The organism is Streptomyces sp. NPDC026092, assembly GCF_040638605.1.
In the GTDB taxonomy this organism is placed as follows: Bacteria; Actinomycetota; Actinomycetes; order Streptomycetales; family Streptomycetaceae; genus Streptomyces.
On record NZ_JBEZYN010000001.1, the window covers coordinates 588,236 to 611,364 of the forward strand.

Here is a 23,129-nt window from a genome sequence, read left to right on the forward strand (position 1 = left end):
ACGCAGGCCGAGCCGACCTGCCCGGGGCGGCTCGCTCCGACCGACTCTGCCGTCTGCGACGGGGTCGTGTCGCGTGGCCGCGCCGCTCGGGTGAGGTCGGCGTGGGGCGGACGAGGCTTCACGGTGGCCCCCGCCGGTCGTGTGCCGACGCATGGACCTGGAGTGCGACATGCACGGTCTTGCCGCCCAGACGGGGGACCACCCTGATGGATCCCCCCAGGCGGCGCACGATCTCCAGGCCGAAGCCGCCTCGCCCGTCGCCGCCCGGATGCCGGTGGAGATCGGGGATCTCCTCGCTGTGGTCGGTGACCGCGATGTCCAGGGAGCTGTCGTGCGAGGTCAGGGTCAGCTCACAGGGGCCGCGGGTGTGGCGGACCGCGTTGGTGACGAGTTCGGACACGATCAGGACGGCGTCGGCCGTACGGGCGTATGCGGCCGCCTCCAGCCATCGGGCCGCGATGCGACGGGCGACAGCCGGGCTGCGCAGGGCGCAGGGCAGGGCCACGACGTGTCGCGTCATGGTGGGTGCTGAGGGTGCTGAGGGTGCTGAGGGTGCTGGCGGTGGTGCGGTGGTGGTCATGACCGCTCCCTGGGGGCGAATCCTGCTGTGTGAGGGATTCGTAGCCGTACGGAGCCCGGATGAGTGATCGGCGACGACAGGACGCTCACGTCGTGCGGGATTCCCGCCGATTTCTCATCCGGCGGTGGTCCGGTTCCGAATCCCTGGTGACCCCGCACGGCGAGTCGGCCGTCGGATTCGCCCGGCCGACCGGTTTCTCCGGTCGTCCTGGCCGCCGTCCGAGCCATCTCGACGTGCTCAACGATGTCGATCAAGCGAGGGAGGTGCGTCCGATGACCGCGTCCATACGTGCCCGTCGTCTGGTGGCGAGCGCCGCGGCGGCGGGACTGCTGGCCGGCGGTGCCGCGCTCGGCATGTCCGGGACGGCCACCGCGGCACCCGCGCCCACATCCGTCTCGACCGTCGTGGCCGGTGACCATCACGAACGTCACGACCGGTGCGAGTGGAAAAAGGGGCACTGGGAGAAGAAGTGGGTGAAGGGCCACTGGGAGAAGAAGTGGACCCACCACAAGACGTGGCACAAGGGCCATCACGACAAGCACGGCAACTGGCACAAGGCCTACTGGAGCATCGAGCACCAGTACAAGTGGGTCTACATCCCGGCCCACTGGGAGCACCACTGGGTGAAGGGCCACTGGGACTGCCATCACCGCTGACCCGAACTCCTGCCACTGAGGACCAGGCCCCCGGGCCTGGTCCTCACCGCCGCCCGGGAGAGGCGCCGAGTGATGGGTCACGCCAGGGGACGGTCCGTGGCCCGGATGGGGGCCGGCAGCTCGGTGGCGCCACGGAGGTAACGGTCCGCCGCGGCCGCGGCCGCTCTGCCCTCCGCGATGGCCCAGACGACGAGGGACGGACCGCGGCCGGCGTCACCGGCGACGAAGACGCCGGCGGATTCCTCCGCTTCCGGTGTCGTCGCCGATGACGAGAGCGCGGCGAAGTCCGGGGTGCGTGCGAAGGTTCCCCCGGGGTCGGTCGCGAGACCAAGGGGGCCGGTCAGATCCGGATGGTGGCGAGGGCCGCGGAAGCCGAGCGCGAGCAGCACCAGTTGGGCCGGAAGGACGCGGGTCGTACCGGGGCGGGGGCGTCTGGTCCTGGGTTCGACCTCGTTCAGCACCACGGCCACGACCTGTCCCGACCCGTCACCGTCGAAGCGAACGGTGACGGAGGAGAAGGACCTGGGGTCGGCGCCGTCGCGGGTGCACGCCTCCTCGTGGGCGTGGGACATCCGGTAGACCCTCGGATGGACGAGCGGCCATGGCTCGTCGGCCGTACGGCCTTTGTCGGGCAGCGGGTTGATGTCCATCTGGACGACGGACGACGCGTCCTGGCGCAGCGCGGTGCCCAGACAGTCGGAGCCCGTGTCGCCGCCGCCGACGATCACGACATCCTTGCCTCGCGCGGAGAGCACCGAGGGTACGGGTACGGGGGAGGGCCCGGCGGAGCGGTTGGCGGCCGTGAGGTACTCCATGGCGTGGTGGATGCCTCCCAACTCGCGCCCGGGGCAGTCGATGTCACGCGGTTCCGTCGCTCCGGTGGCGACGATCACAGCGCCGTGGTCAGCCCTCAGCCGGACCGCGTCGACGTCATGGCCGACATCGACACCAGGGCGGAATCGCGTCCCTTCCTCCTCCAACTGGGCGATCCTGGAGTCCAGTCGGTCCTTGGACATCTTGAAGTCGGGGATGCCGTAACGAAGAAGCCCACCGACACGGTCGGCCCGTTCGTACACCGTCACCGCGTGCCCCGCGCGGGTGAGTTGCTGCGCCGCCGCGAGTCCCGCCGGCCCCGACCCCACGACGGCGACCGAATGACCGGAGGGCCGGGGCGGCCGCAGGGGACGCACGAAGCCGCGCGCCCACGCCTGATCGGCGATCGCCTGCTCGATGTTCTTGATCGTCACCGGTTCGCCGGTGAGGGCGAGCACACACGCGTCCTCGCAGGGAGCGGGACAGAGCCGGCCGGTGAACTCGGGGAAGTTGTTGGTGGCGTGGAGCCGTTCGGAGGCGGTGGCCCAGTCGCCGTGGGCGGCGTACACGTTCCACTCCGGGATGAGGTTGCCGAGCGGGCAGCCACCGTGGCAGAAGGGCACGCCGCAGTCCATGCACCGCCGCGCCTGGGCGGAGACCACCGTCAGCAGCGGCTGGCCCGTGTACACCTCGTGCCAGTCCCCGACGCGTTCGTCGGGGGGTCTGGAGGGGGCGGGTCGCCGGGGTATGTGGAGGAAGCCGAAGGGGTCGGTCATGGTGCCCTCGACACGGCTGATCGGGAATGCCGGTGTCCGTGGCCTTCATCGTACGTCCGGGGGACCGACCCGGTCCGCGCAGCGGATCGGTCCGCGGAACGGAACGGACGGATGAGCGGATGCCGAGAAGTCTCGGCATCCGCTCATACCTGCCGGCCTCGGCAACGAATCACTTGTACGACACCGGACACCGTCCAGGGAGACCTCATGAGAGGCAAGCAGCTCGACACGACGGCGACAGCCCCCGTCGCCGTGGCCCCGGCGCGCACCGATCAGCTCGACACGGCCGCCGTGGAGGAGCTCCTCACCCGCCTGTTCTCGGAGGTCGCAGGGCTGGAATCCGTACCCCCGGACAGTGACTTCTTCCATGACCTGGGAGCGGACTCGCTGCTCATGGCACATTTTTGCGCGCGCGTTCGGAAGCAGCCAGGACTGCGGCCGGTGTCCATGAAGGAGGTCTACCAGCATCCGACGATCCGCGGACTCGGCGCCGCCCTGGCGGAACCGGCCGACACACGGCCCTCCTCCCCTCCGGGGGCGACGCGCGAGGCGCCCTCCGACGTGCTGCCCGAGACCCCCGGCGTGCCCAGCGCGCCCACCAGCCGCCTCGGCCGACCGCGACCTGTCCTCTGCGGACTGCTGCAACTGCTGAGCTACCTCGGCTACGCCCTTCTCCTCGCCGTCGTCGTCACGCGCGGATACGAGTGGATATCGGCCGGCAGCGGTCTGATCGACGACTACCTGAGGTCCGTGGTGTTCGGTGCGGCCGTGCTCCTGATCCTGTGCACCCTGCCCATCGCGGCGAAGTGGCTGCTCATCGGGCGCTGGCAGCCGCGGCGGATCCGTGTCTGGAGCCTCGGCTACCTGCGGTTCTGGCTGGTCAAGACGCTGGTGCGGGTGAATCCGCTGGTGCTTTCGGTGGGGTCGCCGCTGTACTCGCTCTACCTGCGGGCGCTCGGCGCGCACCTGGGCCGGGGCGTCACCGTCCTGTCCCGCAGCGTTCCCGTCTGCACCGACCTGCTGTCCATCGGTGACCACACGATCGTCCGCAAGGACACACTGATCAACTGCTACAGCGCCCGCGACGCCGTGATCGAGACCGGCCCCGTCTCCCTCGGCCGGCGCGTTCTCGTCAGCGAGTCGGCGGTTCTGGACATCCGGACGTCGATGGGCGACGGTGCCCAGCTCGGCCATGCGTCGTCGCTCCACGCCGGCCAGAGCGTTCCCGACGGCGAGCGCTGGCACGGGTCGCCCGCCCAGCCCGCCGACACCGACTTCCGAGGGGTCGAGGACACGCGCTGCGGCCGCGTACGGCGTGCTTCCCACGCCGTCGGTCAGATCCTGTTCGCCGTGTTGTTCGTCGCGCCGCTGGCCGTCGGCGGGGTGGACGTCCTGCTCTCCAAGGTCCCGCAGCTGGCGGTCGTACGGGAACCCGGGCCTGCGGCCCTCACCGACGGGGCCTTCTACACGGACCTGCTCGCGGCGACGGCCCTCGTGTTCTTCGGCGCGATACCGCTCGCCCTGCTGCTCCTGGCCACCGTGTCCCGCCTGGTCGGCCGGATCGTGGTCCCGGGCCGTGTGTACCCGCTCTTCGGCCTCCACCACACGCTGCACCGCCTGTCGACGGTGCTCACCAACCGGAAGAGCCTGACACGGCTCTTCGGCGACAGCACGGCCATCGTGCACTACCTGCGGTGGGTCGGATACGACCTGTCCCACGTGGAGCAGACCGGGTCGAACTTCGGCACGGTCGTGAAGCACGAAAGCCCGCTGATGAGCCATGTGGGCAGGGGCACGATGGTCGCCGACGGCCTCTCGCTCATGAACGCGGACTACTCCAGCACCTCGTTCCGCCTGTCACCGACCCGGATCGGTGCCCGCAACTTCCTCGGCAACAAGATCGCCTATCCCGCGCGTGGCAGGACCGGCGACAACTGCCTCCTGGCCACCAAGGTCATGGTCCCGGTGGACGGGGAGATCCGGGAGAACGTCGGTCTCCTCGGTTCCCCCAGCTTCGAGATCCCGCGTTCGGTGCTCCGCGACAGCACGTTCGACGACGTCCGCGACGGGGAGGAGCTGCGTCGCCGGCTCGCGGCGAAGAACCGGCACAACGCCATGACCATGGTCTGGTATCTGGCCATCGCCTGGCTCTACCTCTTCTTCGTCACCGTGCTCTTCGCCGGCGCGGCGGACCTGTACGGGGCCATGGGGATGTGGGCGCTGGCCCTGGCCAATGGCGTTCTGCTCCCGTTCACGATCCTCTACTACGTGCTGGTCGAGCGGATCGTGACCTTCTTCGCCCCGCTCGGGCCGCTGTTCTGCTCGATCTACGACGTTCGGTTCTGGCGGCGCGAACGGTACTGGAAGGTCCCGTCGGAGGCGTATCTGCAGGTGCTGAACGGCACGCCGTTCAAGAGCGTCGTCTGGCGGATGCTGCGGGTCCGGATCGGCACGAACGTCTTCGACGACGGCTGCGGCCTGCCCGAGCGGTCCATGGTGACGATCGGCGACGGCTGCACGCTCAACGCGGGGAGCGTCGTCCAGTGCCACTCGCAGGAGGACGGCGCCTTCAAGTCCGAACCGAGCACGCTCGGCCCGGGCAGCACGCTGGGCGTCGGTGCCTTCGTCCACTACGGAGTCGAGGTCGGCGCGCGTGCCGTGCTGGAGGCCGACTGCTTCCTGATGAAGGGCGAGACGGTGCCCGACGACAGCCGGTGGACGGGGAACCCCGCCCGACCCGTGGAACTCCATGACGACGGCGCCGACGGAGGCGGATTCCGATGACGGTCACACGCGACGCGCTGCCCGACGGCACGCAGTCCACGACGGGATGGACCGAGGTTCCCCGGTGGACCACGGCACCGGTGCCGGGCTCGGCCGAGCACACGATCGCCCTCCCGGACGCCATGACGACCGGCTTGCGGACGCGTGCCCGAGAGCTGGGCGTGCGGGTCTCGACGCTCCACCTGGCGGCGCACGCCAAGGTCCTCGCCGCCCTCTCCGGGGATCCGGTGGTGACGACTGCCCGTCTGGTGGAGCCGGGACGGGCCGTGGCCTGCCGGGTGTCCGTCGCACCGGGCACGTGGCGCGACCTCGTCGGGGACGCCGTACGTGCGGAGGAACTGCTCGGCGGCGAGGAAGGGGCTTGCGACGGGGGAGGGGCCTGCGACGGGGAAGGGGCTTGGCGCCCCCGCCCCGAAGCGTCCGACACCGGCCGCGCGGGCCGCGCGGACCGCCCCGAGGCCGTGTTCGACCCGGACGGGCACGGGCCGGTCCTGCCCGACGACGCGGTCCTCTGCGTCACGGTGCGCGAGGACGCCGACGGACAGGCCCTGAGCCTGTGCTTCCGTACGGACGCGCTCGACGGCGACGCCGCGGCGCGCATCGCGGGCTACCACCTCACGGCACTCCGAGGCCTCCTCGCCGACCCGGACTCGCGCCACGACCGCCACTGCCTGCTGTCCCCCGAGGAGATCCGGTTCCAGGTCGACGGCCTCGCCGGAACCGCAAGGCCCCTGCCGGACAAGAGGTTCCACGAGTTGTTCGAGGAGCGGGCGCGCCGGCACCCGGACGCCGTCGTCGCGGTGCATCGCGGACGCCGGTGGACGTACCGAGACCTGAACCTCCGTGCCAATCGCCTCGCACGGGCCCTGCTGGCCCAGGGGCTGCGGCCCGAGGACCCGGTGGGAGTGGTGCTCCCGCGGGACCTGTACTGGATGGCCTGCGTCCTCGCGACCTTCAAGGCGGGCGGCGCCTATGTGCCCGTCGGCCCGGACTACCCGTCCGAACGCATCGCCACGATGCTGGGACGCGCCGAGTGCCGCTTCGTCCTCACCGAGCCCGGCAGTTCCGGCCACCTCGCGGCGGCACTCGCGTCGTCGGCCGCCCCGCGCGTCGTCGACGCGCCCTCCGTCGCCGAGCGCGAGAGCGACGGCCGTGACCTCGGCATCCCCGTACCGGCCGACGCCCTCGCGTACATCTACTTCACGTCGGGATCGACCGGCGAGCCCAAGGGAGCGATGGTCGAGCACGCGGGCCTGCTCAACCACCTTCTGGCGAAGGTCGAAGACCTTCGCGTCGGACCGGGATCCGCCGTGGCGCAGACGGCGTCGCAGTGCTTCGACATCTCGCTGTGGCAGCTGTTCGCCGGCCCCCTGGTGGGCGGACGGACGCTGCTGGTGGAGCAGGAGGCGGTCCTGGACGTCCACCGATTCCTCGACCTGATCGCGCGGGAGCGGGTGAACGTGCTCCAGGTAGTCCCGTCGTACCTCGATGTACTGGTCTCGGCACTGGAACGCACGCCACGAGGGCTGCCGGACCTGGAAAGCGTCTCCGCGACCGGCGAGGCCCTCCGCGCGGAGCTGGTGCGGCGGTGGTTCCGCGTCAGGCCCGGGAGCCGCCTGGTCAACGCGTACGGGCTGACCGAGACGTCCGACGACACCCATCACGAGGTGATGGAAGCCGCGCCACCGGGGGAACGGATCTCCCTGGGGCGGCCGATCCCCAACGTACGCGTCTATGTGATGGACGCCCAGCTGATGCCCGTCCCGCTCGGCGCCCCTGGCTCGATCGCCTTCTCCGGGGTCTGCGTGGGCCGGGGGTACGTCAACGACGCCGACCGCACCGCCGAGTGCTACCGGGCCGATCCGCTGCGCCCCGGCGAGCGGCTCTACCGGGGAGGGGACTTCGGGCGCTTCCTGCCCGACGGGAAGCTCGAGTTCCTGGGCCGACAGGACGCGCAGGTCAAGATCCGAGGCTTCCGGGTCGAGATCGGCGATGTCGAGAGCGCTCTGTTGCGCGTCCCGGAGGTACGCGACGGCGCCGTCGTGGTCACCGGGGCGGAGGGACACGGGCGCCAACTGATCGCCTTCCACACCGGCGACCCGGCGCTCGACTCCGACCACCTGCGCCACCTGCTGGGGGAGTTGCTGCCCGCCTACATGGTGCCGGCCGAGTGCCACTGGATAGACGCGCTCCCGCTGACACCCAACGGGAAGGTCGACCGCAAGGCGCTCGGTTTGCTTGCTGAGGCGTCCGGCCACAAAGACGGCCGCGGTGACGGCTCCGGCGACGCTCCCTTCACCGCGACCGAGGAGCGACTCGCCGACGCGTGGGCGGCGGTGCTCGACGTACCGGCCTCCGGGATCGGGCGGAGGGACGGCTTCTTCGACCTCGGAGGAACGTCCCTGACCGCCGTGCGCCTCGCCGTCGTGCTCGACCGGGTGGTGTCGCTAAGCGACCTGACGGCACGTCCGGTACTGGAGGAACTGGCCGCGCTCATCGACGCACGCACCGGGGCGAACGCCCCTGCAGAAGAGAGGAATTCGTCATGAGGTCCGCACTCTTCCACCGACAGCAGGCATCGGCGCCGACGATCCTGCCCGAGATCGAGAGCTCGACCGGTGGCGCGGGAGCGGCGGCCTGGGTGGCCGAGCACCGTGGTGAGGTGTTCGCCGTCGTCGCTGAGCACGGCGCCGCCGTCGTGACCGGCCTCGGTCTGCACAGCGTCTCCGACGTCGAAGCGGTGCTCGGGCAACTGGGTGTGCGTCCGGTCCGTGAGGCCGAGGGTTTCGCCGCCCGCACGGAGCACGCGTACGGCGTCTACTCCTCGGCGGCCTGGCCGCCCCGGCAGCCGATGTGCATGCACCACGAGCTGAGCTACGCGGGACAGTTCCCCGGTCTCCTGCTCTTCGCGTGCCTGCGGGCTCCCTCCAGGGGCGGAACGACCGCCCTCGCCGATGCCACCGCGGTACTGGACGCTCTGCCCTCCGAGCTCGTGGAACGCTTCGAGCGGGAGGGCTGGCTGCTCACCCGTGCGTACCACGAGGAGATCGGCACCAGCCTCACCCAGGCCTTCGGCACCACCGACACCCACGCCATCGACCGCCACTGCCGGGACAGCGACATCGTGGCCGAATGGCAGCCGGACGGGTCACTGCGCACCCGGCAGCACCGCAGGGCCGTCGTGCGGCATCCGGGCACCGGAAGGCGCTGCTGGTTCAACCAGATCGCGTTTCTGAACCAGTGGACGATGGACCGGGAGGTACGTGACTTCCTGGTCGAGGAGTACGGCCCGGACGGGCTGCCGTTCAACACGTACTACGGCAACGGCGACAGCGTCGCCGCCGAGACAGTGGAGCAGGTCAACAAGGTCTACGAGGCCCATACCGTCCGCAGGCCGTGGCAGGCAGGCGACCTGATGCTCGTCGACAACATCCGCACCGCGCACAGCAGGGAGCCCTACGAGGGGCCCCGGCAGGTGGTGGTGGCGATGGCCGACCCCAACCGGCAGGCGTCGCCCGCCGCGCAGCTGAGGAGTGCAGCGACATGACCGTCACCCAGCCCCTGTCCGACCCTGCCCAGCCGCTGTCCGTCAGGTCCACCGAGGACCCCGTCCGGTCCACCGAGGACCCCGCGGTTCCCCCCTTCGCGGTCGTCCCGGGGCGCCAGGTCAAACAGGTCCTCGACGGCAGGGAGGCGACGGTGAAGGACGTGGTGGAGGCTGCCTATCACCTGCACGCCGAAGGCCGGACGGTCAACCCCGCCTCGACCTTCCTGCGCTTCCCCGACCGCCCGGCCTCGCGCATCATCGCCCTGCCCGCCTCCTTGTCCGGCGACGCGCAGGTCGACGGGCTCAAGTGGATCTCCAGCTTCCCGGCGAACGTCAGGTCCGGTATTCCACGGGCATCGGCGGTCCTCATCCTCAACGATCCCGTGACCGGCTACCCCTTCGCCTGCATGGAGAGCTCGGTCATCAGCGCCGCGAGGACGGCGGCGTCCGCCGCCTCCGCCGCGAACTGGCTCAGCCTGGGCCGCCCCCGGGCCTCCCGCGTCGGATTCATCGGGGCGGGCCTGATCGCCCGCTACATCCACACCTACCTGCGAAGGACCGGCTGGTCCTTCGACGACATCGGGGTCCACGACCGCTCCGCGGACAGCGCCGCGGGCTTCCGGCTCTACCTGGAGCAGTCCGCCACGGAGGGCCGGGTCACCGTGCACCGAGACCCCGAACAACTGGTCCGTAACAGCGATCTGGTGATCATCGCCACGGTCGCGAGCACACCGCACATCGCCGTGCCCGCGTGGTTCGACCACCACCCGGTGGTCCTCCACGTCTCCCTGCGCGACCTCGATCCGCAGATCCTGTTGTCCGCCACGAACATCGTCGACGACACGGACCACTGCCTGCGCGCTCAGACGTCACCCCATCTCACCGAGCAGCTCACGGGGAACAGGGACTTCGTGCACGGCACGCTCGCCGACGTCATGTCCGGCCGCGTGTCCGTGCCGGCGGACCGTACCGCGATCTTCTCGCCGTTCGGGCTCGGCGTCCTCGACCTGATGGTCGGCAAGTACGTGTACGACCAGTTGGCGCGCTCCGGCGAACTGGCCGTCGTCGAGGACTTCTTCGACGAGCTGAGCCGGTACGGATGAGACGGGCCAGACGAGTCAGAAGGCGAGTCAGAACACGCGTCAGAACCGACCGGCCGAAGCGTCGCCCGAGGAGGAGAGCACCGTGCCCGTCATCACCGCCCCCCACGCCTTCAATCAGGACGACCTCTACGTCGACCTGATGCCGACGCTCGGCCGGCCCCTCTTCCTCAAGTGCGAGGGCTTCAACTTCGCGGGCTCCATCAAGCTCAAAGCCGCTGCCGAGATGGTCGAGTCCGCCGAGCGGCGGGGCGTTCTCACCCCCGAGTCCATCCTGGTGGAATCCTCCTCCGGCAACCTCGGCGTGGCACTCAGCGTCATCGCGGCGAGCAAGGGGTACGAGTTCGTCTGCGTCACCGACTCGCGATGCAACCTCACGACCCGGTTGATGATGGAGGCGCTCGGAGCCCGCGTGCAGATCGTGTCCGAGGAGAGGGACGGCAGTCTGCTGGGCGGCCGGCTCGCGGCCGTCCGGCGCCTGTGCGCGTCCGACCCGCATTGCGTGTGGCTCAGCCAGTACTCGAATCCCGACAACTGGAAGGCCCACTACCGCCGGACGGCGCCCGCGATCGCCCGTGCCTTTCCCCAGATCGACGTCCTGTTCGTCGGTGTCGGGACGACCGGCACCCTGATGGGCTGCGCGCGCTGGTTCCGTACCTGGAACCGACCCGTGCGCATCGTCGCGGTGGACACGATCGGGTCGGCGATCTTCGGAGACCCGCCGGGACGCCGGCTGATCCCGGGCCTCGGCATGAGCATGCGCCCGCCTCTGCTCGACCAGCGGTACGTGGACGAGGTGGTCCGGGTCGAGGAGTCCGACACGATCCGCACCTGCCGTGCCATGGCCGCGCGGGGATTCGTCTTCGGTGGATCCACCGGGACGGTCGTCAGCGGCGCGACCGGCTGGCTCGACGCCCATCAGGCGGAACACCTCACGTGCGTGGCGATCTCGCCGGACCTCGGCGAGCGCTATCTCGACACGATCTACCAGCCGAACTGGGTGCAGGCTCTCTTCGGCGAGGACGCCCTGGACGCAGCCGCTCGCTGACTCAGCCGTGTTGCTGAGGGGACGTGGCGGAAGCCGTGCTGCTGAGGGAAGTGGTGAAACCCTCCAAGCCCGGCCGGTCATCCTTGTACCGACCAAGATCACTGTGTTCGTCCGCTCGGTCACAGACTTGCGGGAGGCAGCCGCCGAGCCCGAGCGCGGCCCGCCGTGACCTTGTCCGTACGACACCTGGGGGAACCACACCGTGAGCGAACGCGTCATTGCAGCCAAGAGCCGGGGCTTCCTGTTCCTCGACTCCCATCCCGGTGGTTGCCGGCAGCTGGTGGACGAGATGTGGCGGGCCGTTCCCGCCCCGGCCCCCGCCGGGAGCGAAGGGCCGGTGGCCCTGGTGATCGGCTCGTCCGCCGGGTACGGGCTGGCCGCTACGATCGCGGGCCTGGCCCGGGTCGGTATCCGCGGCATCGGGGTGTGCTTCGAGAAGGCGCCCGCTCGGCGCACCGGCACGGCCGGCTGGTACCGCACCGACGCCACCGCACGGCTCGCCCGACAGCACGGGCGGGACATGGTCTTCGTCAACGGCGACGCCTTCAGCGACACGGTCAAGGAGCAGGTCGCCGACCTCCTCGCCGAGCGGTTCGCGGGACGACTCGACTACCTGATCTACTCGGTGGCCGCTCCGCGCCGCACCGACCCGGACACCGGCACCGTGTACGCCTCCGTCCTCAAGCCGGTCGGCTCGCCCCACACCACCAAGACCCTCGTCTTCGACGAGCACGGCGACCCGGAGGTGAAGGAGGTCACCACCGCGCCGGCCGAGGGCGACGACATCGAGCAGACCGTGGCGGTGATGGGCGGCGCCGACTGGGAACGGTGGATCACCTTCCTCGCCGACCGTTCCCTGCTCGCCGACGGCTTCACCACCGCGGCCCTGTCCTACATCGGCTCGCCCATCACCGCGGCCGTCTACCGGCAGGGCACCATCGGCGCCGCGAAGGCCCATCTCGAAGCCACCGCACGCACGTTGGACGAGCGCCTCGGCAAGACCGTGGGAGGCAGGGCAGTGACCTCGGTCAACGCCGCCGCGGTCACCCAGTCCTCCACCGCCATCCCCGGCATCGCCCTGTACGTCGGGTTGCTGCGTGGTGTCCTCGGCGACGCCATGGTGGCCCCGATCGGTCAACTGGTGCAGCTGTGGGACCAGTTGACCGGTGCCCGCCCGCTCGACCTCGACGACGAGGGCCGGGTCCGCCTCGACACCTGGGAACTCGACCCCGCCGTGCAGGACGCCGTCGCCGGACGCTGGACCACCGCGACCAGCGCCACCATCGCCGAACTCGCCGATCTGGACTGGTTCAGCGACGAAGTCCGCCGCCTCTACGGCTTCTCCGTACCCGGCGTCGACTACACCGCCCCCGTGGAAACCGACGTCCCCTGGCCCACCCTCTGAACCCCGCCGCGGAGGGAGCGAGGGCGGCCGCGCTCAGCCGCCCTCACGGAACGTCAGTCGGAACAGCGCGCCGCCGCCAGGCGCGTTCTCCGCGACCAGTTCCGCCGCGTGGGCCCGCGCGATCTGCCGGGCCATGGCGAGGCCCAGGCCCGACCCCGGCAGGGCGCGGGCCGCGCCCGCGCGGTAGAAGCGGTCGAAGACGTACGGCAGGTCCTCCGCCGCGATTCCCGGGCCGTGGTCCCTTACGGTCAGCTCCGCGCCCGCGCCGAGGCTCACCAGCTCCACCTCCACCGGCAGCCCCTCCCCGCTGAACTTCGCCGCGTTGTCGAGCAGGTTGCCCAGCAGCCGGCTCAGCCGCGCCGGTACTCCCGGCAGGACCACCGGCTCCGTCCGCACCCCGAACGGTACCGCCGGCCAGTGTGCCCGCGCCGCCTCCACACTGTGCTCCACGAGCGCGTCCAGCCGGACCTGCTCCACCAGCGGCGTTGGCTCCTCGTCCCGCGCGAGCTCGATCAGGTCGTTGACCAGACCGGTCACCTCCCGCAGCTGACGCCCGAGCGCGGCCGACGCCCGCGTCCGCTGCTCGGGTGTGAGCCGGTCCGACCGCGCGAGGAGTTCCGCGTTGGTCCGCAGCGCCGTCAGCGGGGTCCGCAGTTCGTGCGAGGCGTCCGCGACAAGCCGCCGCTGCGCGGTGACGGACTGCTCCAGCTCCCCGAGCATGGTGTTGAAGGTCCCGGCAAGGCGCGTGATCTCGTCCTCCCGCCCGGCGGCTCCTCGCGCGGGAAGCTCGATCCGGTGCCGGGGATCACGGGTCGCCGCGATCCGCTCGGCCGTCGCCGTGAGCCGGGTCACCGGGGCGAGTCCGGTCCGGGACACCCAGTACCCCAGGACGGCCGCCAGCAGCACCCCGGCCGCCGCCGTCAGCAGGAGCCACCACGAGGCCTCCTCGATGCCCGCCTCGACGGTGTCGGCGCGCAGCGCCACCTGGAGCGCCCGCCCCTTCGCGTAGTCGGTCGTGAGCATCCGCGCGGGGTGCCCGGCCACCGTGATGTTCGTGTAGTACGGGGCCCGCTCCCCGGCGGCGACCTCCCGCGCGGCCGGCGCCACCGGCAGCTGCCCCGGCGGACGCGGGTCCTGGGCCGGGTCGGCCGGCACCACCTCCGCGCAGGCCGGGGCGGCCAGGAAGCGGCACTCACCGGCCAGCGTGCCCGGCGGGTGCCCCGGATCGCGCTGCGCCGCGAGCCGCGCGGACTGGGTCAGGCTCAGGTCGAGCTGGTCGTACAGCGCGGACCGTACGACGACGTAAGCGGCCGCGCACACCCCGACCGCCACCAGGGCCACCGCCGCCGTGACGGCCAGCGCGAGCCGGGTCCGCAGCGGCCGCCGCCTGCGCCACACGCCCCCGAGCCGCCGCCGGCCGCCCGCGCTCACAGCGTGTCCAGCCGGTAGCCGACCCCGTGCACGGTGTGGACGAGCCGCGGCTCGCCCTCGGCCTCCAGCTTCCGGCGCAGGTAGCCGACGTACACGGCCAGCGAGTTGGAGTCGGGCCCGAAGTCGCGCCCCCACACCAGCTCCAGGATCAGCTCGCGCGGCAGCACCTGGCCGGGATGCCGCAGCAGCAGTTCGAGCAGCGCGGCCTCGGTACGGCTGAACTCCATCGGCCGGCCGCCGCGCCGCCCGGTGCGCGTGGCGGGGTCCAGGACGAGGTCGGCGAAGGCCAGGGGGCCGCTGCCCGGCGGCTCGGGCGCGGCCCGCCGCAGCAGGGCCCGCACCCGGGCGACCAGTTCGTCCAGCGCGAAGGGTTTGACGAGGTAGTCGTCGGCCCCGGCCTCGAGCCCGTCGACGCGCTCGCTGACGGAGTCGAGCGCCGTCAGGACGAGTACGGGCGTACGGTCGCCCATCGCGCGCAGCTGACGGCACACCCCGAGCCCGTCGAGGACCGGCATCATCACGTCCAGGACCAGTGCGTCCGGCTCCCAGCGCGCCACCTCGCTCAGCGCGGCAAGGCCGTCCGCCGCTCCCCGTACCTCGTACCCCTCGACGGCCAGGCCGTCCTGGACGGCGGCCCTGACCTCGGGCTCGTCGTCGACCACCAGAATGCGTTGCATGGGGCAAAGCCTGCCAAAGCCGTCGGCACGATCCTCTTAGAACGTTCTTAAGGCGCACCGCGAGTGTGCGTCCATGACCACTCGAACCCCTCGACACACACCCGCGGCCCTGTCCGTCGTGATTGGTGCGGGCGGCACCGGCGGCCACATCTACCCGGGCCTCGCCCTCGCCGAAGCTCTGCGCGCGGCCGTCCCGGACGCCGTCGTCTCGTTCGTCGGCACCGAACGGGGCCTGGAGACCGAGCTGATCCCCGGCGCCGGATACCGCCTGCACACCGTCGACATGATCCCCTTCGACCCGGCGCTCGGCGCGAAACGGTACCTGCTGCCCGCGGCCCTGCTGCGCTCGGCCCACCAGGCCCGCGCCGTGATCCGGGCGCAGGGCGCGCAGGTCGTCGTCGGCATGGGCGGCTATCCGAGCGCGCCCGCCGTGCTCGGCGCCCGGCTGGCGGGGGTGCCCGCCGTGATCCACGAGTCCAACGCGGTACCGGGCCGGGCCAACCAGTTCGCGGCCCGGCTCACCGAGCACGTCGCGGTGGCCTTCGACCGCAGCCGCCCCCATCTGGCGGGCGGGGCGCGGGCGCTGACCACGGGGATGCCGATCTCCGCGGCGCTCTCCGGGCTCGCGGACCTGCCGGGGCCGGAGCGGGCGGCGCTGCGCGCCGAGGCCAGGCGGGAGCTGGGGATCCCCGACGGGAAGCGGCTTGTCGTCTTCAACGGCGGCAGTCTGGGGGCGGTCCGGCTCACCGGGGCCGCGGTCGCCCTGGCCGGGCTCTGGCAGCACCGGGACGACGTACAGCTGCTGGTCAAGACGGGCCCGGCGGCGCTGCCGGACGCGGCACGGGACCTCGTGGCGTCCGGCGGGCAGCGGATCGCGCGGGCCGTGGCGTACCTGGACCGGATGGACCTGGTGTACGCCGCCGCCGACCTGGTGGTGTGCCGGGCGGGCTCGGCGACGGTCGCGGAGCTGGCCGCGACCGGAGTACCGGCCGTGCTCGTTCCCTACCCGTACGCCCCCGGCGACCACCAGACCCACAACGCGCGGGTGCTGTCCGACGCGGGAGCCGGGCTGCTGCTGCCCGACTCCGAGACCACCGCCGAACGACTCGCCGGTCTCATCGGCCCGCTGCTGGCCGACCCGGCCCGGCTGGCGTCGATGGCCGGCGCCGCCGACCCCGGCCCGCACGCGCGGGCCGCCGAACTGCTGGCCGCGGAGGTCCTCCGCGTGGCCGGCATCCGCCTTCCCCTTCCCACCTTGGAGCACGCATGAGCACCGACATGACCACGACGATGAACACGAACGTGACCACGAACTGGTCCGGCCGCACCGTCCTCGTCACCGGGGCCGAGGGCTTCATCGGCTCGACCCTGGTGGACCTGCTGGTGGCGCGGGGCGCTCGGGTACGGGCCTTCGTGCACTACAAGCCGTACGCGGAGAAGGGACACCTGGCCCGCTACCTGGCCGACCCGGGCGGCCCCGTGGAGATGTGGGCGGGCGACATCCGCGACGCGGGCCGGGTCAGCGACGCGGTCGCCGGCTGCGACACCGTCTTCCACCTGGCGGCCCTGATCGGGATCCCGTACAGCTACGCCTCGCCGGGCGCGTACGTGCAGACGAACGTCACCGGCACGGAGAACATCGCGGAGGCCTGCCGCCGCCACGACGTACGCCGCCTCGTGCACACCTCCACCAGCGAGGTCTACGGCACGGCCCTGACAGCCCCCATCGCGGAGGACCACCCGCTCCAGCCGCAGTCCCCGTACTCCGCGTCGAAGATCGGCGCGGACATGATGGCGCTCTCCTTCCACCACGCCTTCGAGCTGCCGGTGACGGTGGTACGGCCGTTCAACACGTACGGTCCCCGTCAGTCGGCGCGCGCGGTCATCCCCACGATCCTGGCCCAACTCCACTCGGGCTCCCGGGAGATCCGCCTGGGATCGACCACGCCCACCCGGGACTTCACGTACGTGACGGACACGGCCGAGGGCTTCCTCGCGGCGGCCGAGTGCGACCGGGCGCTGGGCGAGGTGGTCAACCTCGGCTCCGGCCAGGAGATATCCATCGGCGACCTGGCGAAGGCCCTGATCACGGCCTCCGGCCGGGAGGCGGACGTGGTGGTGGATCCCTCCCGCCTGCGCCCCTCGGGCAGCGAGGTGCACCGCCTCCTGTCGGACAACTCCCGCGCCCGCGAGTGGGCGGACTGGAAGCCCCAGGTCTCCCTCTCCGAGGGCCTGGCCCGCACGTCGGACTGGGTCGCGGCCAACCTCGACCTCTTCGCCCCGGACCGCTATCAGGTGTAGGGCGGGGCGGCGGCTCGCCGTCGGGCAGGCGCCAGAGCAGGCAGCCCGGCTCTCAGGACCACTCCAGAACGAGGTAGCCGCGGTGGGGCACCTCGTCCTCGATCGTGACGACGTGGTCCTCCCGTACCGCCTCGACCGGCCTGGGGGTGGACAGCGGGGACAGGAGGGTCGCCGTGATGTCGCCCGTCACGTCCTCGACCGTCACGCGTGGACGGGCGGGGTCGGCCGAGCCGTTGGCGACGGCCAGGCGGTGACGGGGGCCGAGGCGGGCGTACTGGGGGATCAGGTGGGGGCCGCCCGTCACGAAGGGCATGTGGGCGCCCAGGAAGCGCAGGGCCCGGTGGGCGAGTCGTCGGCCGTCGTCGCAGCGGCCGAGGGTCTCGGGGCGGCAGGCCCCCATCGTGACCACTCTGCCTCCCAGGGAGTTCACGTAGGCGACCCGGCCCGCTCCCCAGGGCTCACCGCGGGGGGTGAGGATCTCCGTCCATGTCTCCGCCCCGGGCACGGCAGTCATTCTGGCCACCGACGGCTGTACGTTCACGCTGAGGAGCGCTCCGCCGTCCAGGATCCGTTCCATGCTGTACGGAGCCGGCGACGCCGTCTCCCGGGCCACCTCCCCGTGGAGGGTGACGCCCAGCAGCTCGCCGAACCCGCGCCGGTCCAGGATCGCCGCGGCCGTGCCGTCCAGCAGGAGCCCGCCGAGCAGCAACTGTTCCACCGAGGCATCGGGCACGCCCCACGCGACCGTGCCGAACAGGGCGTTCACCTCCGCGACGCCCGCCCGGATCGGCACGCCGTACGGGAGGAGATACTCCGAGGCCCTTAGGGGGTCGGACTCCAGTCCCTGCATCGTGCCGTCACCGTGTATGTAGGCGGCTGTGTCCTTCTGCCAGGGGATGCCTACGCCGACCGACCGCGCGCGATCGGTGGCACAGAAGTCCAGCGTCGCCCGGGAGTTCGCGAGCATCCGCCCGATCCGGGGATAGCGCGCCGGATCACCCGTGACGAACGGGAACACGTCGAGAAGCAGGGCGTCCGCCCCGGACAGGGTCGCGGTGACCATCTCCGACCAGGTCTGGGTGTCGGACTTCGTCCACTCGGTGTGGGGCCAGTTCTCGATCTCGGGCGCCACTTCCACCGACGGGGGCCGCAGACCGTTCTGCAGTTCCAGCATGGCCACCGAGCGGGCCAGGCCGGAGGCGGGGCTGTCTCCGTACGGGGCGAAGTGCGGGCGGTGGGCGCCGATGCGCTCGAAGAGTTGGTTCCAGTCGCGGCCTTCGACCGAGGCTATGCCGAGCCCTGAGCTCATCAGCCCGAGTGCGGACCGGCCGGCGATCGCCTCGCGTACGAGGTCGACGACTTCGAGCTGAGCCGTCCGCCAGGTCCGCTGGAGCAACGCCCGCCATGGGTGCGGCTCGCCGGGCGCGGTGACGGCGGCGACCAGTTCCTCCCGCGTCACGTTCAGGCCGAGCCGGGCGAGCATCTCCGGCTCGAAACCGCCGCCCCAGGTCAACGGGGAGTGATTGTGGAAGCGGAAGTCGTCCTCCAGCCACATCACTCGGAACCCGAGCTCGGCGAAGCGTCCGTAGTGGGCGGCGATCCAGGCGCGCCAGACCGGGCAGGCGAAGGAGGCCGCCGCCGTCGAGACCTCGCCGGTGGGGGAGACGAGCGGCGCGAACCCCAGGTCCTGGACGCGGCCCCGATCGGCGTGCCCGGACGTGACCCAGGGGTTCAGGCTGACCCCGATGCCCCGGTCGGCCAGGACCTCCCGTGCCGCGCGCGTGGCGGCGTACCAGCGGTCCTCTTCCACGCCCGCCAGGTGTCCTGCGTACAGCTCCTCCGACCCGATGATCAGTACGACCTCGTCGACGGAGTGCTTCACGCAGAAGTCCGCGAGTGCGGTGGGGTCCTGATCGGGCATCACCTGGTAGCGCAGGTGGTATCGGCTCATGGCGCGGCTCTCCGGTAGTGGCGGTGCGGGAGTCGTGTCGGCCGGACAGCGGCGAGACGGTCCGCCGTCCGGCCGACACGGGTTTACGGTCGGGCAGCCCGGCTGCCCGTCGGCGTGAGCGTCAGGGTCTGCTCGGCGGCCGTCCTCGCGCCGCCGACCGGCCCGCCGGTCGTGTCGGTCCAGGCCCGCGTGGGCGTGGTCTCGACGAGTCGGCCCGAGACTCCCGACATGCCGATCACGAGTCCGCTGTAGCGGTTGACCAGGCGGAACGTACCGGTGGACGCGCCGTCGACGGTCTTCCCGGGGATGACGAACCACTGCTGGCCGACGGTCGGCCCACCAGGTCGTGCCCCGGCCACGGTCGGCTGCGCGCCCCAGGCACGGCCGCTGTCGCGGGTGGAGTCCACACCGAGGAGCTCCCGGCTGCCGGCGTTGGCGATGCGGTACGAACCGTCGCCGTTGGACGTGAAGATCCACTTGCTGCGGCTGGACCCGTCACCCGTGGGCAACGAGGTGGTCGCCCGGCTGCCGGTGGCCTGGGCGAGGACGCGGCCGTTGCCGCTGGCGATCGTGTAGGCCGACCCCGAGACGACCGGTGCGGCGGGGGCGCTGGTCTCGACGGTGGTGTTGTAGTACTCGCCGTCCGCCCCGTTGGAGCAGAAGAACGAGCAGTAGCTGCGGAAGGTCTTGCCGACGATGGTGGAGCCGGTCTTGTTCACGGAGTCCAGCATCCAGCGGTACCAGGAGCCCGACCGGTAGTCGCCGGAGTCGCCGATCAGCCGCCACTTCTGGGTGGAGAGGTCGTCGGTGACGTAGAAGCGCTGAGCCTCCGAGCCGTCCTGGTGCACGACCTCGGGCTCACCGAAGTACAGGCCGAGATGGGCGTTGTAGACCACACTCATGGTCAACAGGTCGGACTTGGCGGGCAGTTCGCCCGCCGCCTGCTGCTCGGCGACGCTGCCGGGGGTGGCCGGGTCGTAGTCCTTCTCGACGGGGGTGTAGCCCGTCGGGTTGTCGGCGTCGACCGGCTCCATGTTGCTCTCCAGACCGCCGACTCCCGGCTGGGTCCAGGCGCCGTCGTACCACTTGCGCCAGGAATTCGGGGCCATCTTCCCGGACATGGGGGCGCGGGCCACATGGCCCCGGCTGCCGTCGGTCCAGCCGCCCGGGACGCCGCCCTTCGGGATGGCGCGGGAGTTGTAGTAGACGTAGAAGTAGCCCGAGGCGGTGTCCACGAACAGCCGGGCGTCCCCGTTGCCGTAGTGGTACGTGTCGTGGGGGAAGGCCTCGTCGTCCCCTCGCTCGGTGCTGTACGGCGAGGTGAGGACGTGGTCCTTGACGTCCCAGGTCTTCCCCTGGTCCTTGGAGACGGCGTAGTCGATCGCGTCGTAGTGCAGGTTGTCCCCGAAGGGATCCGGGGTGAACTCGTTGTGGACCAGGCCGTACCAGTCGCCCGAGTCCGGATCCACCCACACACCCATCAGGTCGCAGTAGTTCCGCTGTGAGTAGTGCGAGCCGGCGGCCGCGTACGTGGACTCCCGGCCGGTGGGGCTGTTGTTGCACCGCCACGTGGTGTCGTCGTTGCGGTCCAGGGCATTGGCCGGGTTGACCGCCTCGCTCAGCGCGGCGTCGCGCTTGGCGCCGTCGAAGTCCTTGCCCCGGTAGAACGTCCAGGTGCGGGGGTCGTTCTGGGCGTACAGGGCGTGCGCGGACTGGTAGTAGAAGGAGCCGTCCTTGTCGATGTACGTGGCGGCGGGGGTGTCGTCAGGGTGGGTCCACGAGCCCTTGGACCCGATGGTGACCGAGTACGTGGGATCGGCGGCGGAGGCCGGCATGGCCGCCGCCGAGCCGGTCAGCGCCACGGCCGCCGCGGCGAGAGCACCGGCGATTCTGATCCTGGAACGAGCCGACAACAGAGACTCCTCTCCGGCTGGACGCGCCCAGAGAGGGCGCGTCCGCGGGTCCTCGAATTAGTTTGAATAAAATCCGAACTAATAAGGGGTGTCAAGGCTCCGGGAGAGGCTGGGGGAGACCGTCGAGGCTCCGGGAGGCCGATGCCGGAGACTTGCCATCATGAGAGCCGTCCCGCCCGGCGAGAGACGAGGAACGAGGAACGAGTGAAGGCTGACCCGCGAACGGCGGCGCCTGCGAACGCCGCCCTGTCCGGGCCCGCGCAGCCGCGCGACCGGCGGTCCCTCCGGCGCACCAACCTCGGTGTGGTGCTGCGGATCCTGCGCGACGCGGGGCCGCGTTCACGCGCCCAACTCGCCGGCGACACGGGGCTGCCGAAGCCGACCATCACCAACCTGGTCGCCGAACTCGTCACCCTGGGCCTCGTCAGCGAGGGGCCCGCGCAGCGGGAAGGTGCCGTCGGCCGCCCCGGCACCCTGGTCCACCTCGACGGCCGGGACATCTGCGGGATCGGCGTGGAGATCAGTACGAGTGACGTGTACGTCCTCGCCCTCAGCCTGACCGGCGACATCGCGTACGAGCACCGCAGCCCGGTCGACGTCGCCCGTGCCGGAACCGACGCGGTCCTCGACCGCACGGCGCGGTCCGTCCAGGCCTGCCTGTCCGGCCTGGAACAGGACGGCAAGCGGCCGATCGGCCTCACCCTGGCCGTACCCGGAGTGGTGGACCCGAGCCTGGGCGTCGTTGCGTACGCACCCGCCCTCGGCTGGCGGAACGTCCCGGTCGCCGAGGAACTGCTCGCCCGCCTGGAACCGGCCCCGCCCCGCCTCACCGCCGAGAACGTCGCCGTCGAGAACGACGCGAAGGCCGGCGCGATGGCGGAGTACGTACGGGTCCAGGACATGGCCGGGCAGGACGGGACCGGGCGCGACTTGGGTGTGGGTGTGCACGACATGGTCTGCATCACCGGTGAACGTGGCATCGGCGCAGGCATCATCAGCGACGGCCGTCTGCTGCGGGGCCGCAGCGGCTTCGCCGGCGAGGTCGGCCACATGCCGCTCGGCCCGCGCGGTTCCGGCGGCCCTCTCGGTCCTCTCGGCTCCGAGCCTCGCGTCTGCGTGTGCGGACGATACGGATGCTGGGAGACGCTGGTCGGACTCGACGCCATCCTCCGCCTCGCCGCCGACGACGGCGACGAAATCCACGACCCGTCCGTCGAGTTGGAGACCCGGCTCGCCGAACTCCACCGCCGCGCCGACGACGGCGACCCGCGCACTCTGGAGGCGCTCGACCGCGTCGCGGACGACCTCGGCCTGGGCATCGCGGTCCTCGCCGACGTGCTCAACCCCGGCGTGGTGGTACTCGGCGGCTACTTCACGCACATCGGCGACCTCATGCTCGACCGCGTGCGGCACGTGGTCCGCGACCGGGTGATGGCGCCGGACGCCGGCGGCTGCGAGGTCCTGCTCTCCACCCTGGGGTTCACTGCGGCGGCCCGAGGGGGCGCGTATCTGGCCCTCGACGCGGTGTATCAGGACCCGAGCGCGGTGTGACGGACCGGTGTCTGAGGGGTCCCTTCGGGGTGAGGCGCCCCACAGGACCTAGGTCACGTACGAGGCGGCATAGGAGACGTTGCATACCCTCCTAAATCCCCACACACCCGTCGTCAACCTGCGAAAACGTCCCATCCCCCGCCCCCGGACCTTCGCCGCGGGTCCGACTCCGCTTCGTACCGGGGGTCGTTGCGTCGCCCGTTCGGCCCTGCTTCTCTGGTGGACGTCGCCAGGCAGCAGCGCTCCAGCGCAGCTCCTCGGCCAGGCGGATTCCCCCCAGTCTCCGGGTTCCCCGGTTCTGGTTCCGTCTTGCCGAAATCGCCCGGCGCACCCCCTTGTCCCCGACGTTAGGTCGCTTCGTGTTCCGCTCGCTCTCCGCTCGTGTCTCGTCCCGCAAGAAGACCTTCGCCGTCTCCGCAGCCGTGCTGCTGGGCGCCTCGGGTGCGGTGCTCGGCACGACGTCCACGGCCTCGGCCGCGACGCCGCAGGAGATTGCGAAGCAGATCGTCCCGGCTTCGCAGTACGCGTCGTTCAGCAAGATCGTCAACCACGAGTCCGGCTGGAACCCCTCCGCCACCAACTCCTCCAGCGGCGCC

General features: G+C 71.4%; 16 protein-coding genes and 1 pseudogene. 11 read left to right on the plus strand and 6 right to left on the minus strand.

Annotation, left to right across the window (positions count from 1 at the left end):
• Positions 1-118: 118 nt before the first annotated feature.
• Positions 119-520 (minus strand): ATP-binding protein, encoded by a 402-nt coding sequence (locus AB0F56_RS02595; protein ID WP_362003151.1) that lies wholly within the window; start codon positions 518-520, stop codon positions 119-121.
• A gap of 332 nt (positions 521-852) precedes the next feature.
• Here AB0F56_RS02595 and AB0F56_RS02600 point away from each other — a divergent pair, with 332 nt between their 5' ends.
• The gene (locus AB0F56_RS02600) at positions 853-1,236 is read left to right on the plus strand and encodes a hypothetical protein (protein WP_362003153.1); all 384 of its coding nucleotides are present in this window, start codon (positions 853-855) and stop codon (positions 1,234-1,236) included.
• A 77-nt stretch (positions 1,237-1,313) separates the two neighbouring features.
• On the opposite strand, the gene AB0F56_RS02605 is transcribed toward AB0F56_RS02600, so the two are convergent.
• Positions 1,314-2,825, minus strand: a complete 1,512-nt coding sequence (locus tag AB0F56_RS02605) for a glutamate synthase subunit beta (RefSeq protein WP_362003155.1) — start codon at positions 2,823-2,825, stop codon at positions 1,314-1,316.
• Between the two features lie 207 nt (positions 2,826-3,032).
• Here AB0F56_RS02605 and AB0F56_RS02610 point away from each other — a divergent pair, with 207 nt between their 5' ends.
• From AB0F56_RS02610 to fabV, 6 genes are all read left to right on the plus strand, one after another.
• Positions 3,033-5,609 carry a Pls/PosA family non-ribosomal peptide synthetase gene (locus tag AB0F56_RS02610; RefSeq protein ID WP_362003156.1) on the plus strand — a complete coding sequence of 859 codons (2,577 nt, stop codon included), beginning with the start codon at positions 3,033-3,035 and terminating at the stop codon, positions 5,607-5,609.
• Positions 5,606-8,158, plus strand: coding sequence for an amino acid adenylation domain-containing protein (locus tag AB0F56_RS02615; protein WP_362003158.1), 2,553 nt, complete (start codon positions 5,606-5,608; stop codon positions 8,156-8,158). Before AB0F56_RS02610 ends, AB0F56_RS02615 begins: the two co-directional genes overlap by 4 nt.
• On the plus strand, positions 8,155-9,156 hold the full coding sequence (locus AB0F56_RS02620; protein WP_362003159.1) for a TauD/TfdA family dioxygenase: 1,002 nt from the start codon (positions 8,155-8,157) through the stop codon (positions 9,154-9,156). Before AB0F56_RS02615 ends, AB0F56_RS02620 begins: the two co-directional genes overlap by 4 nt.
• The gene (gene sbnB / locus AB0F56_RS02625) at positions 9,153-10,259 is read left to right on the plus strand and encodes a 2,3-diaminopropionate biosynthesis protein SbnB (protein WP_362003161.1); all 1,107 of its coding nucleotides are present in this window, start codon (positions 9,153-9,155) and stop codon (positions 10,257-10,259) included. The genes AB0F56_RS02620 and sbnB overlap by 4 nt, the downstream gene beginning before the upstream one ends.
• Before the next feature lie 82 nt (positions 10,260-10,341).
• On the plus strand, positions 10,342-11,304 hold the full coding sequence (gene sbnA / locus AB0F56_RS02630) for a 2,3-diaminopropionate biosynthesis protein SbnA (RefSeq protein ID WP_362003163.1): 963 nt from the start codon (positions 10,342-10,344) through the stop codon (positions 11,302-11,304).
• A 202-nt stretch (positions 11,305-11,506) separates the two neighbouring features.
• On the plus strand, positions 11,507-12,709 hold the full coding sequence (gene fabV / locus AB0F56_RS02635) for an enoyl-[acyl-carrier-protein] reductase FabV (RefSeq protein WP_362003164.1): 1,203 nt from the start codon (positions 11,507-11,509) through the stop codon (positions 12,707-12,709).
• Positions 12,710-12,742: 33 nt separating this feature from the next.
• Here fabV and AB0F56_RS02640 read toward each other — a convergent pair whose 3' ends face one another.
• Positions 12,743-14,140, minus strand: a complete 1,398-nt coding sequence (locus tag AB0F56_RS02640; protein WP_362003166.1) for a HAMP domain-containing sensor histidine kinase — start codon at positions 14,138-14,140, stop codon at positions 12,743-12,745.
• Positions 14,137-14,817, minus strand: a complete 681-nt coding sequence (locus AB0F56_RS02645) for a response regulator transcription factor (protein ID WP_362003167.1) — start codon at positions 14,815-14,817, stop codon at positions 14,137-14,139. Before AB0F56_RS02645 ends, AB0F56_RS02640 begins: the two co-directional genes overlap by 4 nt.
• 73 nt (positions 14,818-14,890) lie before the next feature.
• On the opposite strand from AB0F56_RS02645, the gene AB0F56_RS02650 reads away from it, so the two are divergent.
• The gene (locus AB0F56_RS02650) at positions 14,891-16,087 is read left to right on the plus strand and encodes a UDP-N-acetylglucosamine--N-acetylmuramyl-(pentapeptide) pyrophosphoryl-undecaprenol N-acetylglucosamine transferase (RefSeq protein WP_362003169.1); all 1,197 of its coding nucleotides are present in this window, start codon (positions 14,891-14,893) and stop codon (positions 16,085-16,087) included.
• Positions 16,088-16,107: 20 nt separating this feature from the next.
• On the plus strand, positions 16,108-17,118 hold the full coding sequence (locus AB0F56_RS02655) for an SDR family NAD(P)-dependent oxidoreductase (protein ID WP_362003218.1): 1,011 nt from the start codon (positions 16,108-16,110) through the stop codon (positions 17,116-17,118).
• A 52-nt stretch (positions 17,119-17,170) separates the two neighbouring features.
• Here the strand turns inward: AB0F56_RS02655 and AB0F56_RS02660 are convergent, their stop codons facing one another.
• On the minus strand, positions 17,171-19,069 hold the full coding sequence (locus tag AB0F56_RS02660) for a hypothetical protein (protein WP_362003171.1): 1,899 nt from the start codon (positions 19,067-19,069) through the stop codon (positions 17,171-17,173).
• Between the two features lie 83 nt (positions 19,070-19,152).
• A complete protein-coding gene (locus tag AB0F56_RS02665) occupies positions 19,153-20,982 on the minus strand; it encodes an RICIN domain-containing protein (RefSeq protein ID WP_362003172.1) in 1,830 nt (609 codons plus the stop codon).
• A gap of 204 nt (positions 20,983-21,186) precedes the next feature.
• Here AB0F56_RS02665 and AB0F56_RS02670 point away from each other — a divergent pair, with 204 nt between their 5' ends.
• Both AB0F56_RS02670 and AB0F56_RS02675 read left to right on the plus strand, forming a co-directional pair.
• Positions 21,187-22,533 (plus strand): ROK family transcriptional regulator, encoded by a 1,347-nt coding sequence (locus AB0F56_RS02670; protein WP_362003174.1) that lies wholly within the window; start codon positions 21,187-21,189, stop codon positions 22,531-22,533.
• Positions 22,534-22,892: 359 nt separating this feature from the next.
• Positions 22,893-23,129: pseudogene (locus AB0F56_RS02675) on the plus strand (lytic transglycosylase domain-containing protein); the annotation flags it as partial.

Bases quoted from the DNA above. Each gene is read 5' to 3' on its own strand.
- sbnB (WP_362003161.1), top strand. From the start codon at position 9,153: ATGACCGTCACCCAGCCCCTGTCCGACCCTGCCCAGCCGCTGTCCGTC.
- AB0F56_RS02595 (WP_362003151.1), bottom strand. From the start codon at position 520: ATGACGCGACACGTCGTGGCCCTGCCCTGCGCCCTGCGCAGCCCGGCT.
- AB0F56_RS02655 (WP_362003218.1), top strand. From the start codon at position 16,108: ATGAACACGAACGTGACCACGAACTGGTCCGGCCGCACCGTCCTCGTC.
- AB0F56_RS02605 (WP_362003155.1), bottom strand. From the start codon at position 2,825: ATGACCGACCCCTTCGGCTTCCTCCACATACCCCGGCGACCCGCCCCC.
- AB0F56_RS02660 (WP_362003171.1), bottom strand. From the start codon at position 19,069: ATGAGCCGATACCACCTGCGCTACCAGGTGATGCCCGATCAGGACCCC.
- AB0F56_RS02645 (WP_362003167.1), bottom strand. From the start codon at position 14,817: ATGCAACGCATTCTGGTGGTCGACGACGAGCCCGAGGTCAGGGCCGCC.
- AB0F56_RS02600 (WP_362003153.1), top strand. From the start codon at position 853: ATGACCGCGTCCATACGTGCCCGTCGTCTGGTGGCGAGCGCCGCGGCG.
- AB0F56_RS02610 (WP_362003156.1), top strand. From the start codon at position 3,033: ATGAGAGGCAAGCAGCTCGACACGACGGCGACAGCCCCCGTCGCCGTG.
- AB0F56_RS02615 (WP_362003158.1), top strand. From the start codon at position 5,606: ATGACGGTCACACGCGACGCGCTGCCCGACGGCACGCAGTCCACGACG.
- AB0F56_RS02620 (WP_362003159.1), top strand. From the start codon at position 8,155: ATGAGGTCCGCACTCTTCCACCGACAGCAGGCATCGGCGCCGACGATC.
- AB0F56_RS02650 (WP_362003169.1), top strand. From the start codon at position 14,891: ATGACCACTCGAACCCCTCGACACACACCCGCGGCCCTGTCCGTCGTG.